Raw genomic sequence first — 16,590 nt, forward strand, 5'->3', positions numbered from 1 at the left:
CGCTCACGCTCTGTTGAAAAGGGGGCGGGATTTCCCGCCCCCTTTCGCTATCCACCGGCCGTGACCACCACCGCGTCCGGCGGCACTTCCGGGCGGCGGCGCGACAGCCGCCGCACACCGGTGTTGAGCACCGCGATGAGCGGGACCGCCACGAGCGCGCCGATGATGCCCGCCAGCACCACGCCGCAGGCGATGCCGATGATCACCGCGAGCGGATGGATCGCCACCGCCCGGCCCATGATCAGCGGCTGGAGCACGTGCCCTTCGAGCTGCTGCACCAGGATCACCGCGCCCAGCGTGAGCAGCGCTACCACCCAGCCCTGATCGACGAGCGCGACCAGCACGGCCACCGAGCCGGAGATCGCGGCGCCGACGATCGGGATGAACGCGCCGAGGAAGACCAGCGCGGCCAGCGGGAATGGGAACGGCACGTCCAGGACCAGCAGAGCCAGGCCGATGCCGACCGCGTCGATGAACGCCACCAGCACGGTCGCCCGGACGTATGCCCCGAGCGTGGCCCAGGAGGCATCGCCGGCGTCGGCGATCGACCAGCGGGCGTTCACCGGGAAGAGCCGGACGATGAACCGCCAGATGTTGCGGCCGTCGCGCAGGAAGAAGAACGTCGCGAACAGCACCAGCACCAGCCCGGTCGCCACCTCGGCGATGGTCGCCGCGGTCGCGATGCCGGTCGAGGTCAGCTGCGAGGTGTTCGAGTTCACCCACTCCTGCGCCGAGTCGATCGCCTGGTCGACCTGTGCGTCGGAGAGGTGCAGCGGGCCGGTCCGCGCCCAGTCCTGAATCTGCCGGACACCCGCGCTGGCGTTCTCGGTGAGACTCGGCAGGCCGTTGATGAACTGGTTCACCACGAGCGTCAGCGTGCCGGCCACCGCGGCGACGCCGCCGATCATCACCAGGAAGGTCGCGAGCGAACGCGGCAGGCGCGCACGCAGCAGCCAGCCGACCGCCGGGCCGAGCAGCGCGGAGAGCAACAGCGCGATGGCGAGCGGAATCACCACCACGCTGACCATGCCGATCAGCCGTAACAGTGCCAGGCCGATCACGCCGACCACGATCAGCCGCCAGCTCCAGGCCGCCGCGATCCGTAGCGGCTGCGGCACGTCGGCGTCGTCCCGGCTGTTCGTCGAGTGGTGCACGATCTCCGGCTCGGGTGCGCGAGGCACGAACTCGGTGTAACTCTCTTCCCGCTCCGGTGCCGGGCGGTCGTCGTGGGCCGTCCGGACCTGTTCCCGGCCGGAGTCGTAGGCCTTCTTCAAGTTGTCCCGGACCCGCCTGAAGCGGTTCAACAGGTTACCCCCTCGGAACTGTGTGATACGCGCTCGTAACGGTAGTGCCCGCGTGCCTCAATGGCGGCCCGGCCATGCCCGGCAGCGGTGAGGGCCATGCCCGCCCAGCGGTGAAGAGCTGTTGGTCACGGGCGTACCGTCTGCGGATGTGAGCTCCGATACCCACACCGAGGCCGGATTGCCGATCCGGATGCTGCACGACCGGGTCCTGGTCCGCCAGGACGGCGGCGAGGGCGAACGCCGTTCCACCGCGGGCATCGTGATCCCGGCGACCGCGTCGATGGGACGCCGGCTGTCCTGGGCGACCGCCGTCGGCGTCGGCCCGAACGTCCGCTCGATCGTCGTGGGCGACCGGGTCCTCTTCGACCCCGACGACCGTTCCGAGGTGGAGCTGCACGGCAAGGGTTACGTGCTGCTGCGCGAGCGCGACCTGCACGCGGTCGCCGCCGCCCGGGTCGAGTCGGACGGCACCGGCCTCTATCTCTGAGGCCACCCGCCGCCCTGCGGCGGCTGCTGCGGCTGATCCCAAGGCTGCTGCGGCTGCTGCCAGGTCGGTTGCTGCGGGAACGGCGGCGGGCTGCCAGGACCACCACCCACTGGGTACGCATGAAAGCCCGGCGGTGGATAAGCAGGAACAGCGAGACGCACCGGCACCGGCATGACCGGTTCGGCCGGAGGAGCCACCGCCCGCACCACCCCGTCCGGGAACGTGATCCGGTAATGGTTGCCGTCCCACCAGGCCGGCGGCGTCTGCGGGTCACGGCCCGCGAAGACCGACCGGTAACCGGTGATCGCGGCGAGCAACTCGCGTTCCTCGATCGCGTCACGTTCCGCGTCCCGTGGCTCGCGGGCAAGGCCTCGTTCCATGCCGTCGCGCAGCAGCGCCAGCCGGGTAGCCGCGAACTGGAAGCTGCGCATCGCCTTGTGCCCGGCCGGGCCGGCGACCCGCTTGGCCCACTGCCGGGCGGAGTGCCGGCGGCCGAGGCTGGCGAGCGAGGCCACCTCCGGCGGCGCGAACCAGCCGGTCGCCACGTAACGCGGCAGGACCCGCTCGGTGAGCCGGCCCTCCCAGCTGCGCAGCGCGATCGCGAACCCGACGACGGCGAAGAAGAACGGCACCATGAAGCCGAGGTATCCGTACAGCATGATCAGTGACTCGCCGGTGGCCGCGGAGAGCGTCGGCAGCAGGTTGAAGAGTCCGTGCAGGATCATCGCGGCCAGCAGGCCGGCGATCGGGGCGAGCCAGCGGATCGACCGGTCGGCGGACCGCGCCGCGATGCCGAGGCCGATGCCGGCCATCGAGGTGAAGAGCGGGTGCGCGAAGCCGGTGAACAGGATCCGGACGATGAAGATGAGGAAGACGTTCTGCAGGCCGGTCGCCGGGCCGTACTCGTCGGCACCCGCCGCGTAACCGTGTCCGCCCAGGTAGAGCACGTTCTCCACCATGGCGAAACCGAGCGCGGAGAGCCCGCAGTAGACGATGCCGTCGGTGATGCCGGACCACTCGGCGCGGCGCCGCCAGAAGAGCAGCAGCGGGCCGAGGAATTTCATCGACTCCTCGATGAACGGTGCCACCAGCACCGCCACCAGCGCGTCCGGCAGGCCGATCTTGTCGAAGAGCCAGGCCGCGCCGGTGTTGACGACGAGCGCCACCGCGGTCGCCACGGCGGCACCCCAGGCGAAGCAGAAGGCCAGGTATTTGACCGGCTCCGGTTCGTACCGATCCAGCCAGGCGAACGCGCTGGCCAGCAGCGGGACCGGCAGGATCGCCGCGGTAAGGCCGATGGCGAGGCCGGTGACGCCGATCGAGTAACCGAGGAACACGAGCATGCCGATGGCGGCCGACGCGATCAGGGCGATCACCGCGGAGACCGGCAGCCAGCGCCGCCAGCCCATCCGGCGGCCGGGGATGGGCGCGCTCGCCATCGCGTCGGTCGTCTCCGGATATGCCGGGATCGGATCCGGAGAGACGGCGTTCTCCTCGTCGGCGGTGACGGAGGTGACTGCCTGCGGGTGAGCACCGGGGTCGGACGACCCCGGCGGCGAGACGTCGGCCATGAACGCCAGCGTAGTCACCGCGGTCGCGTACGGCGCGCCCCGTCTTCAGGACTGCTTGGGCCGGCGTGAGCGTTGGCGGGCCCCGTGCGGGCGGCCGTGCCAGCCCACCGCGTCCCGGACCTGCCGGGTCGCCTCGGCGTACTCGATGCCGGTGGCCCGGAGAAGGTCGGCCACCGCGGTACGCACCTGCGCCACCACGACACCGCCCGAGTACCCGACACCCTCCTGGTACGCCCGCCCCGACTCGGCCACCGCCCGCAGCGCCCGTTCCCGGGTGGCCAGCGGCTCGACACCCCGGTCCCACTCCTGCCGGAGCAGTTCCACGGCGTCGCCGAGGTGCTGGATCGAGGACGGCAGCACGTCCGGGACCGGCTCGTTGTCGTTCAGCGCGGTCTGTGCCCGGCGGATCATCACCCGGACGTTGCGGAGCGAGTGGGTGAGCTGGGTGGCGCCCTCGACGTACTGGGCCAGGGCACCTCGCGCTCGCCACCTCGCCGGTGCGAACGTGACGTTCTCCCGGGCCGCTTCGATTGCCGTACGAAAGGCGGTGAAGGTCCCCTCCGCCGCCCGTAACCGTTCGAGCGCTGCCTGGATCATGTCGGGGTCGCGGGCGGCGAGCCCGCGCGCCGCGTCGTGCAGGCCGCCGGTGAAGGCGCGCAGCGCCGGATCAGCAGCGCGCGACACCACCGTGAGCGGGTTCAGCGGCAGCAGCAGGCTCATCACCGCGAGACCGATTCCGCCGCCCACGAGAGCGTCCAGGAAGCGTGTCCACGGCTGACCGGTACTCGTGGTGAGGGTGGCGACCAGCACGGCTGACGAGGCCGATTGGACGATCAGTGGCGTGCCGCCACCCACCGCTGTGGCGATCAACACGGCGAGCAGCACGATCAAGCCGATCTGCGCCGGTCCGGTTCCGATCAGCAGGATGATCCCGTCGCCGAGTCCGATGCCGACCGCGACACCGAGTACCAGCTCGGCGGTACGCCGCACCCGCTGGCCCACTGACGATCCCAGCGTGATCACCGCGGCGATCGGGGCGAAGAACGGCGTCGGCCGTCCGAGCAGGTCGTGCGCGACGAACCAGGCGAGCCCGGCCGCGAGACCCGATTGCGACGCGAGCATCAAGCCCGCACGTCCGCGGGCCAGAGCGGCGATCATGCACCCAACCTACGTGCCAGGATGGTTTGGTGACATCTTTGCCCGATCGTTTCCGGGCGGCGGCGCGGGGCGCCGGCGCCACCGCGCCCGACGCCGACCTGGACGCTGCCGCGAACTACCTGCTCGGCCGCTGGAGCGAACCGCAGCGCCACTATCACGACGTGACCCATCTCGCGTCCGTTCTGGACGTGGTGGACCGGTTCGCCGGCCTCGCACCGAACCCGGACCGGGTACGCCTGGCCGCCTGGCTGCACGACGCCGTCTACGACCCGCGGGCGCTGGGCGACGCCAACGAGCGGGACAGCGCCGAGTTCGCCGAAGGGCTGCTGCTGAGCCTGGGCGTGCCGGAGGAGGTGTCCACCGACGTGGCCCGCCTGGTCGGGCTGACCGCCGGCCACGCCACCGAGGAGACCGACCCGGACGGCGAGCTGCTCTGCGACGCCGACCTGGCGATCCTCGCCAGCGACGACGAGCGGTACGTCGCGTACACCAGCGCGATCCGCCGCGAGTACGCGCACGTGCCGGACGACGCGTTCCGGGCCGGCCGGACCCAGGTGCTGAACGCGCTGCTGGAGCTGCCGTCGATCTACCGGCACGCGGACATCCGCGCCGAGTGGGAGGACCGCGCCCAGGCCAACCTCAAGGCCGAGCTGGAAGACCTGGCTTAGCGGCCAGATGCTTCGGGCGGCGTAATCCGGCCGCCCGGAGCCGGGCCGCCAGAACCCGCGACGGCATCAGGGTCGCGCCGAGCCAGAGCGCGCTGTGGAAGCGAAACTCCGGGATGTCGTAATGGTCCCGGTCGAACGCCTTCCTCGGCGAACCCAGCATCTCGGCGAAGGCGTGCAGCTCGTCGAAGGACACGTCACTGATCAGGTGCGACCAGAGGCAGCCGCGACCCGGCCAGAGCGGTTCGTCGACGAGGATCAAAGATCGATCTCGAGCAGTTCCACCCGGCGGTCGGCGGCCAGGCCGCGCACGTCCGGCACCCCGATCCGGGCCGCGTCGGCCGTCGCGTCGTCCGGCATGGTCTGCGACTGCCGCTCGGCGGTCACCCGGGCCAGGTAGTGCTCGATCTCTTTCTGTCGCACGGTGGCGTCCCAGCCCAGCGCGTCGCCCATGATCTGCGCGGTGTGCTCGGCGGACTCGGTGCCGCGGTGCGTCGTCTCGATCGAGATCCGGGTACGCCGGGTCAGCACGTCGTCCAGGTGCAGGGCACCCTCGGCCAGTGCCGCGTACGCCACCTCGGCCGCCAGGTATTCCGGTGCTCCGGCGAGCGGCGCCGCCAGCTCCGGGTCGGCGGCCATCATCGCGAGCAGGTGGACGGTGAGCGTGCCGTATCGCTCCAAGAGGTGCTCGACCACACCGGCGGTGACGCCGTGCCGGCGGGCCATGTCCTGCCGGTCGCGCCACGCGGCGGCGTAACCGTCCGCGCCCAGCAGCGGAAGCTGGTCGGTGCGTGACGGCTGCGCCGGGCCGCCGAGGCGGCGAACGGCGTGGTCGATCACGTCGGCGGCCATCACCCGGTACGTCGTGTACTTGCCGCCGGCCACCAGGAGCAGCCCGAGCATCGGCTCGACCACGGCGTGCTCCCGGGACAGCTTCGACGTCGAGTCGGCCTCGCCGGAGAGCAGCGGGCGCAGCCCGGCGTAGACGCCCTCGATGTCGTCGGTGGTGAGCGGCCGGTCCAGCACCGTGTTGACCTGGTCGAGCAGGTATCGGATGTCGCGGGCCGAGGCGGCCGGGTGCGATCGGTCGAGCTGCCAGTCGGTGTCCGTGGTCCCGATGATCCAGTGGCCACCCCACGGGATGACGAAGAGCACGCTGGTGGCGGTCCGCAGGATCAGCCCGGCCTCACCGGTGATCGCCGAGCGGGGCACCACGAGGTGCACGCCTTTCGACGCGCGGACCCGCAGGCCAGGGCGCAGGCCCACGTCGCGCAGCATCTGCGACATGTCGTCGCTCCAGACGCCGGTGGCGGCGACCACCGTCTTGGCGCGGACCTCGAATTCGTCATCGCGGGTTTGCGTGGGTTTTCCGCTGCGGAAAGGCTCAGTGCCTGGGGACTCCAGGTCGCGGACCCGGACGCCGACCACCTGGCGCGCCTCGCGAACGAAGCCGGTGACCCGGGCGCTGGTGACCATCGCCGCGCCGAGGCTCGCCGCGGTCCGGGCCAGGTTGACCACCAGACGGGCGTCGTCGACCTGACCGTCGAAGTACCGGATCGCGCCGGCGATCTTGTCGGCGCGCAGGCTCGGGAACATGTGCCGGGCGCCGTCGCGGGTCAGGTGCCGGTGCAGCGGCATGCCCCGCCCGGAGCCGAAGGCGCCGGCGAAAACGTCGTACGCCGCCACGCCGAGACCGTAGTAGGCACGCTGCCAGGTGCGCTGGGCGTAATTCGCCTCCGGCAGCGGCACCAGGATCGGGACCGGACGCACCAGGTGCGGCGCGAGGCGGGTGGCGAGCAGGCCGCGCTCGGTCAGCGCCTCGTGCACCAGGTGCAGCTCCAGCTGCTCCAGGTAACGCAGGCCGCCGTGGATCAGCTTGCTGGACCGGCTGGATGTGCCGGCCGCGAAGTCACGGGCCTCGACCAGAGCGACCTTGAGCCCCCGGGAGGCGGCGTCCACCGCGGCGCCGGCGCCGGTGACGCCACCGCCGATGACCAGGACGTCGAACTGTTCGTCGCGCAGCCGGCGCAGGTCAGCTGTCCGCCGGATCGGAGAAAGACGTCCTGCCGAGTACCGGGATTCCGAGGGATCACGCACCTGTCCCACGTTAGCGCGATGGAGTGTCACCCCGGTGGACGAATGTTTGCCACCGAGAAGCACCGTCGTTGCACCCGTTCTGCACCTTCGACTTCCTCCCGTTGCACCCTCGGATTCATAGCCTGCGACCATGTCGTACCGTTTGGCGGCTTTTATGACCGCGATCGCCCTGCTCGTGCTTACCGGGATCGCCGTCACGACGCGGGAGGCGAGCGCCGCCATCACCGACCCGTTCACCCAGCGGTTCGGGGTGAACGCCAACGGCGCGATCATGCTGCGCGGCAACACGAACCTGCGCTGCCCGGCCGCCGCGAACGGCTGCCCGGCGGGCCAGGGCGGGACGGCCACGGCCGGGTTCAGCGAGTCGCTGAACAACAACGGGTACGACATGGAGCAGATCAACACCGACAGCGACCCGCTCACGTTCAACCACAGCGCCGCGACGGTCACCCTGCCGACCGGCGGCACGGTTCTCTTCGCCGGTCTCTACTGGAGCGCCGACACGACCGCGGGCACCAACGGGGTGGCGGCCACCACCCCGGCGGACAAGAACAAGGTGCTGCTCTCCACCCCGGCCGGCGCCGCGTGGAACACGGTCACCGCGGATCGGATCTTCAACAGCGGGTCGCTCACGGCGTACCAGGGGTTCGCCGACGTCACCGCACTGGTGTCCGGCGCCGGCAACGGCGTCTATCAGGTCGCCAACATCCAGGCCGGCACCGGCAAGGACCGGTACGCCGGATGGGCACTGGCGATCGCGTACCACGACGACGCTCAGGCCATGCACAGTCTGCGGATCTTCGACGGGTTCGGCGTGGTCAGCAGCAGCTCGAACTCGCTGACCATCGGCATCAGCGGTTTCCAAACCCCGCACACCGGCATCGTCGACGCCGACATCGGCACCGTCGTCTACGAGGGTGACCTCGGCAAGAACGGCGACACGCTGCAGCTCGACGCGGCGCCGACGAGCGACGCGCTGAACCTCGCGAACAACTTCTTCAACAGCACGGTCAGCCAGGGCGGCGGGGCGGTTGCCGGCCGCACGCCGGCCTGGTCGAACCTGATGGGTGTCGACATCGACCAGTTCGACGCGAACAACAAGCTCGCCAACGACGCCACCTCGGCCTCGCTCACGCTGACCACCACCGGTGAGACGTACTACCCCGGCGTGGTCACCTTCACCACCGACCTGTTCGCGCCGAAGCTGGTCACCACGACCACGCCGACCGACCTGAACGGCGGCGACGTGCTGCCCGGCGACGTCATCGAGTACCGGATCCTGGTGCGCAACGACGGCAGCGACACCGCGAGCCTCGCCACCCTGATCGACGCGATCCCGGCCGGCACCACGTACGTTCCGAACTCGCTCACGATCGGCGGCTCCCCGATCAGCGACACCGGGAACTACACGCCGAGCAAGGCCACGTTCGACCTCGGCACGCTGGCGTACAACGACACCAGGTACGTCACCTTCCAGGTCAGGGTGAACACCGGCACCGCCGCCGGTTCGAGCATCGTCAACGTCCCGAACACCACGTTCCAGGGAACCACCAGCTCGATGACGATCTCCGGCATCGGCGATCAGAGCACCCTGACCGTGCACCAGCCCAACGCCGACCGGCGGGCCGGGCTGACCGTGGCGCCGGCCGTCGTGCAGCGGGCCGTCGCCTCGAACGCGGTCAACTACACGATCACTGTCGACAACGACGGGCCGCATCTCGAACCCGAGCCCAGGGCCGTGCTCACCCTTCCCACCGGTGTCACCCCGGGCGTCACCCAGCCGGCCGGCTGCTCGGCCGCCGGTCAGACCGTCACCTGCACGCTCACCGCGCTGGCCAGCGGCACCCAGGGCACTGTCGTCGTGCCGGCCGTGGTGGACAACAGCGCGGCCACCACGGCGAGCGCGAGCGTGACCGTCTCCGGTGCCGGATCCGACGCGAACGCGGCGAACAACACCGCGACCGTGAACCTGCGGGTCAACGCCGCGCCGCAGCCCCAGCCGGAGAACCCGAGCACCGGCAGCGCCACACCCGTCACGATCGCGGTACGCGCGAACGACACCGACCCCGACGACGCGACGAACACGCTGACCGTGTCGGTCTCCGGCGCGCCGAGCCACGGCTCCACGGTCGTGAACGCCGACCAGACGGTCACGTACACCCCGAACCCGGCCTGGCGCGGCGCGGACACGTTCACCTACACGCTCACCGACCCGCAGGGCGGCACCGGCACCGCCACGGTCACGGTGACCACCGGGAACGGCGTGCCGGTGGCCTTCGACGATCAGATCGGCACCCCGGCCGGCGTGGCGGTCACCATCGACGTGGCCGCCAACGACACCGACCCGAACGGCGACACCCGGACGGTCAGCGCGGTGACCCAGCCGCCGGGTGGCGCCGGATCGGTGGCGATCAGCGGCAACCAGGTCGTCTACACCCCGCCGAGTCCGATGTTCCACGGCCCGGCGATCTTCACGTACACGATCTCGGACGGCAACGGCGGCACCGCGACGGCGAACGTACGCGTGGACGTCGGCAACACCACCCCGGTCCCGGCCGACGACGCTGACACCGTGGTCTACCTGGGCACAGTCGCCGTGAACGTGCTCGCCAACGACACCGACCCGGACGGTGACGGGCTCAGCATCACGGGCGTGGGCACGCCCGACCACGGCAGCGCGACCATCTCGGGCGGCATGATCAGCTACATCGCGCCGGCCGGGTTCTCCGGGGACGCCACGTTCACGTACACCATCTCGGACGGCAACGGCGGCACGGCGAACGCGCAGGTCGTGGTGACCGTGGCCAACGCGCCGCCGTCCGCCGCCGCCAAGTCGGTGAGCACCCCGTACCGCACCGCGGTGACCGTGGACCTGGTGGCCGGGTCGAGTGACCCGAACGGCGACACCCGCTCTGTGCTGAGCACCGGCGCTCCCGGCGACGGCGTGGTGGTCCGCAACGCGAACGGCACGGTGACCTACACCCCGAACGCCGGGTTCTCCGGCACTGACCACTTCGACTACACGCTCAGCGACGGGCACGGCGGCACGGCTGTCGCCTCGGTCACGGTGGTGGTGGCGAACGGCGTACCCATCGCCCGGGCCGAAGCAGTGAGCGTCGCGTCCGGCGCGCCCACGCCGATCGACGTGCTCGCCAACGACTCCGACCCGAACGGCGACCCGCTCACGATCACCGTCGACGTCCCGCCCTCGCACGGCGGCGTCACGGTCACGGCGGGCAAGGTGGTCTACACCCCGGTGGCGGGTTACCACGGGCCGGACACCTTCCACTACACGGTCAGTGACGGGCAGGGCGGCACCGCGGGGGCGACCGTCGCCGTCACCGTCCTCGACGTGGCGCCGATCGCCCGGCCGGACTCGATCGCCACCGACGCGGCCACACCAGTGCTCATCAGGGTGCTGGACAACGACTCCGACGCGAACGGCGACACCCTCAGCGTGACCGCGACGACCACCCCGGCGCACGGCCAGGTCACTGTCGACGCGGACGGCACGCTCACCTACACCCCGGCGTCCGGGTTCCTCGGCATCGACACGTTCACCTACACGGTCACCGACCCGGACGGACTCACCGACACCACGACGGTCACCGTGACCGTGCACAACGCCCCGCCGATCGCGGTCGACGACCGATTCACCGTCAAACCAGGGAGGGCGGCCACGCTCGCGGTGCTGAGCAACGACGTCGACCCGAACACCGGTCAGGTCCTCACCGTGACGTCGGTCGGCACCGCGCCGAAGGGCACCGTGAAGCTGGCCGGCGGCAAGATCGTCTACACCCCGAAAAAGGGCGCGACCGGCACCGACACCTTCACCTACGTGATCGCCGACGACCACGGCGCGACCGACACGGCAACCGTGACCGTGGTGATCGGCGTTGTTGCTCAGCCCTCGCCGTCGCCCTCCGCAACATCCACCGCGCCGGACAAGTCCGTCGTCGCGAAGCCCGGCACCCCTCTCCCGATCACCATGCCCAAGACCGACAAGAGCGGCAGCAAGATCAAAATCAAGTCCCTGGGTACGCCTCAGCACGGCACCGTCCGCCTGAACAGCGACGGCACCGTCACCTACACGCCCGCTCCCGGTTTTCGAGGGACTGACACGTTCACCTATTCCGCGGTGAACGCCAAGGGTGTGCTGGTCAGCGGTGTCATCACCGTGCGGGTGGCCGGCGCCGACCGCCCGCCGACGGCGACCGACAACCGTTACTCGGTAGTCAGCGGCAAGTCGATCGTGGTCCGGCCGACCTCCGACGACACCGATCCCGACGACGATTTCCTGAGCGTCGTCTCGGTCGGCCGGCCCGAGCACGGAACCGCAGTGGTCACCGCGGACGGCGGCATCACGTACGCGCCGGACGACGGACGGACGACCGGCCTCGACACGTTCACGTACACGATCAGCGACGGCCACGGCGGCACTGCCACCGCGACCGTGACAATCCGAGTCCGGTCTGCCGGCAGCCTCGCCACCACCGGCGGGAACATCTCCACGATGATCAACACGGGTGTGGTGATCCTGCTGATCGGCGGCGTCCTGTACACGGCCGGCGTGCACGGCACGCTTCCGCCGGGCCGGCACCGACCCGGTCGCCACCGTGCGTGACGGATATCCGGCGAAAAGCGCCGGAGTCCTGCTCCTGGTCCTGGCCCTGATGCTGACGATCGTGCCGCCGGCCCGGGTCGCGGCCGCCATCACGACGCCGTTCACCACCCGGTTCGACGTGAACGCGAACGGCGCGATCCTGCTGCGCGGCAACGCCAACCTGACCTGCCCGGTCCACCTGCTCACGCCGACCTGCGCGGACGCGCGGAACGGCATCGGGTCGACAGCCAACGAGGAGCTGAACGACAACGGCTATCCGATGATCTTCACGGATGCCGACGGCGACCCGGCGACCTTCAACGACAGCACCGCGACGATCGACATGCCCGCCGGGAGCACGGTGCTCTTCGCCGGCCTGTATTGGGGCGCCGACCCGAGTGCCGGCAGTTCGGTCGGTGCGCTGCTCGGCGCGGCGGCGCCCACCGCGGCGAACAAGAACAAGGTGCGATTCCGGACACCGGCCGGGCCGGTCTGGAACCCGATCACCGCGTCCAGTCTCTACGCGATCAGCGCCACCGGGGCGTACCAGGGTTTCGCCGACGTGACCGCGCTGGTCGCCGGCGCCGGCAACGGCGTGTACGGGGTGGCCGACATCCAGTCCGGCCGGGGCACCGACCGGTACGCCGGGTGGACGCTCGTGATCGCGTACGCGAACCCCGCCGAAGCGCTGCGCAGCCTGCGGGTCTACGACGGATTCGGCTCGATCACCTCGGGCAGTGTGTCGATCCCGGTGACCGGGTTCGAGACGCCGCACAGCGGGACCGTGCGTGCCGAGGTGGGCGCGGTCGCGTACGAAGGTGATCTGGGAAAGAGCGGCGACAGCCTGCAGCTGAACGGCCAGTCGCTGAGCGACGGGCCGAACCCGGCGAACAACGTCTTCGACAGCACGGTCAGCCAGGCCGGGGCGATCGTCGGCGGCCGCAACCCGAACTATCGGAACCTGCTCGGCGTCGACATCGACCGTCTTGACGCCTCCGGAGTGCTCGGCAACGCCGCGACCAGCGCGACCCTCACCATGACCACGGCCGGCGAGACCTATTACCCGGGCGTCATCACCATCGCCATCGACCTGTACGCGCCCAAGATTGTCACCACCATGACCGCGACCGACCTGAACGGCGGCCCGCTGGTGCCCGGCGACGAGATCGAGTACCGGATCGCGGTACGCAACGACGGCAACGACATCGCCGACGGCGTCACGCTCGCCGACGCGATCCCGGTGTATACGTCATATGTACCTGGATCGCTTAATATGGGCGGTTCCCCGGTCACCGACACGGCCGACACCGACGGCGGCCAGGCAAGCGGTGGCACCACCCTGTTCACGCTGGGCAGCATCCCCTATCTGGGCAGCACCTACGTCACGTTCCGGGTGAAGGTCGATCTGAACACACCGGCCGGGTACGCCATCGCCAACCTGGTGAACGTCAGCTACACCGGGCGTACCACCAGTGTGGCCGTGGCCTCGGTGGGCAGCACCGCCGCCAGCACGGTTCTCCAGCCGGACAGCGATCTCACGGCGACGCTGACCGTCGTACCCGGTTACGTCCAGCGTGCCGCCCTGCCGGCCGCCTCGGCCTGGACCGGGATCGTCGGCAACGCCGGCCCGGATCCGGAACCCGCCGCCCGGGCCGAGTTCACCCTGCCCGCCGGGCTGACCGCCGGCGCCCTGCCCGCCGGCTGCGCCGCCGCGGGTCAGGTGGTCGCCTGCGCCCTCGGCCCGTTGCTCGCGGGTCATCAGGCGAGCGTCACCATCCCGGCCGTGGCCGATGTCTCCACCGCGTCCACCGCGGTCGCCACGCTTGCCGCCGCCGGCTCCGGCCGGGACACCGTCAGCGGCAACAACACCGCCACCTCCCCACTCGGCGTCAACACCCCGCCGGCCGCGGTCGCCGACGCCGCCGGCACGACGAACGGCACCCCGGTCGCGATCGAGGTACGCGCCAACGACACCTCCCCCGAACCACTCCTGGTGTCGATCACCTCGATGCCCGGACACGGCGCCGCGGTCGTCGAGGCGGACGGCACGATCACCTACACCCCGGTCCTCGGCTGGACCGGTGCGGACACGCTCACCTACGAGGTGGACGACGGCCACGGCGGCACGGGCACCGCAACGGTCACCGTGACCACGGCGAACGCCCTGCCGACGGCGTTCGACGACGCCCGGAACGCCCCGCCGGCCACCGCGGTGACCATCGCGGTGCTCGCCAACGACACCGACCCGAACAGCAGCTTCGGCGACTCGGTGAGCCTGATCGGTTTCGGCCAGCCGCAGTCCGGCGCGGGTGTCGTCACGCAGACCGGGTCGCAGCTCACCTACACACCTGACGTCTCGTTCAGCGGTCAGGCCCACTTCACCTACACGATCGCGGACAGCCACGGCGGGCAGGCGACCGGCGATGTGTACGTGGACGTGGAGAACGCCGCGCCGACCGCGGCCGACGACGCGGCCAGCACGCCGTTCCAGACTGTCGTGCTGGTCGACGTGCTGGCCAACGACACCGACCCGAACGTGGCCGACGCCAAGATCCTCGACTCGGTCGGCGCCCCGGGTTCAATCTCCGCCGGGCAGGTCCGGTACCAGCCGCCGGCCGGGTTCTCCGGGACCGTGACGTTTCCGTACACGATGAGAGACGGCGGTGGGCTCACCTCCGCCGCGACCGTCACGGTGACCGTGCGCAACGCCGCGCCGGTCGCCGCCGACCTGGTCTTCAGCACCATCCCGTTCGGCCAGTACCTCGACATCGACGTGCTGGGCTCGGCAACCGACGCGAACCTGCCGGCGGACACGCTGCGAGTGAGCGGCGCGGCCAACCCGTCGAACGGCAGCACGGTGCTCCAGCCCGACGGCACCATCCGGTACACCCCTGACGCACGGTTCTCCGGCGCTGACCAGTTCGACTACACGATCGACGACGGGCACGGCGGCACCGACACCGGCCGGGTCAGCGTGACAGTGGCGAACGCGCTGCCGGTGGCCCGCCCCGACGCGGTGACAGTTCGGGCCGGCATCGCGTACGTCATCGACGTGCTGGCCAACGACGATGACGACCCGAACGGCGACCCACTGACCGTCACGGTCACCTCGCCGGCCACGCACGGCACCGCGGCCGTCGGCCCCGGCCGGAAGATCACCTACACGCCCGGCGCCGGATACAGCGGGGCCGATTCCTTCGGATACACGCTCAGCGACGGCATCGGCTCGTCCGGCGCCACCGTGACGATCGGCGTGGTCAACTCGCCGCCGGTGGCCCGGGCGGACTCGGTCACCACGGACACCGACACCGCCGCGATCATCGACCCGCTCGCCAACGACGACGATCCGAACCTCGATGTCCCGGCCCTGGTCGGTACGACCGCCGCCACCCACGGCTCGCTGGTCCGCAACGCGGACGACACCATCACCTACACGCCGGCGGCCGGGTTCTACGGCACCGACGCGATCGGTTACACGATCGAGGATTCGGGTGGGCTGGCCTCCTCGGCGATCATCACCATCACCGTGCGCAACGCGGCGCCGATCGCGGTGGACGACGTCTTCGTGGCCCAACCGCAGGTCGTCACACCGCTGAACGTGCTGTCCAACGACCATGATCCGAACACCGGGCAGGTGCTGCGTGTCGCCTCGGCCGGCGCCGCGGGCAAGGGCGCCGTCGTGCTCCACCCGGACGGCACGATCACCTACACCTCGGCGGCCGGTGCCAGCGGGCCGGACACGTTCACCTACCTGGTCAGCGATGATCTTGGGCGTACCGACACCGGCCTGGTGACCGTCACGATCGTCGCGAACGCCCCGCCGGTGGCCGGCCCGGACACGGCCACCGTGCTCACCGGCAGCACCGTGCTGATCGACGTGCTGGCCAACGACACCGACGTCAACACGGGCCAGACCCTGACCATCGACTCGGCCGGGCTTGCGGGGCACGGTTCCGCTTCGCTCTCCGGCGGCCGGATCCGGTACGCCCCGGCGGGTGACCAGACCGGCCTGGACACGTTCACCTACCAGGTGAGCGACGGCGCGGGCGGAACAGCGTCAGCCACCGTGGAGGTGACCGTCCTCGACGGCCGTCCGCCAGCGGTGCCGGACCGGGCGGCGGTCACCAAGCCCGGGGAACGAGTCGGAGTCTGGCTGCCCAGCATCGACCGTCAGGGGCGGGCGGTCACGGTGACCGAGGTCGGCACGCCGGCGCACGGCACGGTGGTGCTGAACGCGAACGGCAGCGTGACGTACACACCGGATCCGGGCTTCATCGGGACGGACACGTTCACCTACACCGTGGTGGACGCGAACGGAAACGTGGCGCAGGCGTCCGTGGTGATCATGGTCGGCCTGGAGACGTCGCCAAGCCCGGAACCCAGCTCATCGGCTGAGCCCAGCCTCTCGCCTGCGCCCAGCGTTTCAGCGAGCCCGCACCCCACCCAGTCGGCGAAACCGAGCGTTCCACCAGGTCCAAGCCAGCCGGCGCCCAGCCCGCCGGGGCCAAGCACGCCGCCTCACTCCTCGCCGACAAGTCCGATAAATCAGGAACTACCCACCACCGGGAGCGAAGCCATATCCCTGGTCCGAGCCGGTGCGGCCGCTGTCCTGACCGGCGCCGCCCTGCACCTGCTGAGCCGCCCCCGCAAGAGCTGACCCCAACGAGAAAGGGCGGCCCGCCGAAGCGGACCGCCCTTCCAAGAC

Annotated in this window: 9 protein-coding genes; 4 read left to right on the forward strand and 5 right to left on the reverse strand. The window is 70.7% G+C overall.

Translation table 11 applies throughout. The features are described 5' to 3' along the window. Positions 1-47 precede the first annotated feature (47 nt). Positions 48-1,304, reverse strand: a complete 1,257-nt coding sequence (locus ACQP2E_RS36510) for an AI-2E family transporter (RefSeq protein ID WP_433827500.1) — start codon at positions 1,302-1,304, stop codon at positions 48-50. 190 nt (positions 1,305-1,494) lie between these two features. On the opposite strand from ACQP2E_RS36510, the gene ACQP2E_RS36515 reads away from it, so the two are divergent. After that, on the forward strand, positions 1,495-1,791 hold the full coding sequence (locus ACQP2E_RS36515) for a GroES family chaperonin (protein WP_433834219.1): 297 nt from the start codon (positions 1,495-1,497) through the stop codon (positions 1,789-1,791). On the opposite strand, the gene ACQP2E_RS36520 is transcribed toward ACQP2E_RS36515, so the two are convergent. Beyond that, on the reverse strand, positions 1,782-3,362 hold the full coding sequence (locus ACQP2E_RS36520) for a PrsW family intramembrane metalloprotease (protein WP_433827501.1): 1,581 nt from the start codon (positions 3,360-3,362) through the stop codon (positions 1,782-1,784). The genes ACQP2E_RS36515 and ACQP2E_RS36520 overlap by 10 nt on opposite strands. A 45-nt stretch (positions 3,363-3,407) precedes the next feature. After that, positions 3,408-4,520, reverse strand: coding sequence for an FUSC family protein (locus tag ACQP2E_RS36525; protein ID WP_433827502.1), 1,113 nt, complete (start codon positions 4,518-4,520; stop codon positions 3,408-3,410). Positions 4,521-4,549: 29 nt separating this feature from the next. On the opposite strand from ACQP2E_RS36525, the gene ACQP2E_RS36530 reads away from it, so the two are divergent. Then, entirely contained in the window at positions 4,550-5,188 is a 639-nt protein-coding gene (locus ACQP2E_RS36530; RefSeq protein ID WP_433827503.1) for an HD domain-containing protein, read from the forward strand. On the opposite strand, the gene ACQP2E_RS36535 is transcribed toward ACQP2E_RS36530, so the two are convergent. Together ACQP2E_RS36535 and ACQP2E_RS36540 are read right to left on the reverse strand one after the other, a co-directional pair. Beyond that, a complete protein-coding gene (locus ACQP2E_RS36535) occupies positions 5,160-5,447 on the reverse strand; it encodes a DUF4031 domain-containing protein (RefSeq protein ID WP_433827504.1) in 288 nt (95 codons plus the stop codon). The genes ACQP2E_RS36530 and ACQP2E_RS36535 overlap by 29 nt on opposite strands. Then, the gene (locus tag ACQP2E_RS36540; protein ID WP_433827505.1) at positions 5,444-7,282 is read right to left on the reverse strand and encodes a glycerol-3-phosphate dehydrogenase/oxidase; all 1,839 of its coding nucleotides are present in this window, start codon (positions 7,280-7,282) and stop codon (positions 5,444-5,446) included. Before ACQP2E_RS36540 ends, ACQP2E_RS36535 begins: the two co-directional genes overlap by 4 nt. Positions 7,283-7,412: 130 nt before the next feature. Here ACQP2E_RS36540 and ACQP2E_RS36545 point away from each other — a divergent pair, with 130 nt between their 5' ends. Together ACQP2E_RS36545 and ACQP2E_RS36550 are read left to right on the forward strand one after the other, a co-directional pair. Next, a complete protein-coding gene (locus ACQP2E_RS36545) occupies positions 7,413-11,906 on the forward strand; it encodes an Ig-like domain-containing protein (RefSeq protein ID WP_433827506.1) in 4,494 nt (1,497 codons plus the stop codon). After that, positions 11,899-16,542 carry an Ig-like domain-containing protein gene (locus tag ACQP2E_RS36550; RefSeq protein WP_433827507.1) on the forward strand — a complete coding sequence of 1,548 codons (4,644 nt, stop codon included), beginning with the start codon at positions 11,899-11,901 and terminating at the stop codon, positions 16,540-16,542. Before ACQP2E_RS36545 ends, ACQP2E_RS36550 begins: the two co-directional genes overlap by 8 nt. Positions 16,543-16,590 lie beyond the last annotated feature (48 nt).

Source organism: Actinoplanes sp. CA-015351 (assembly GCF_050955685.1).
Classification (GTDB): domain Bacteria; phylum Actinomycetota; class Actinomycetes; order Mycobacteriales; family Micromonosporaceae; genus Actinoplanes.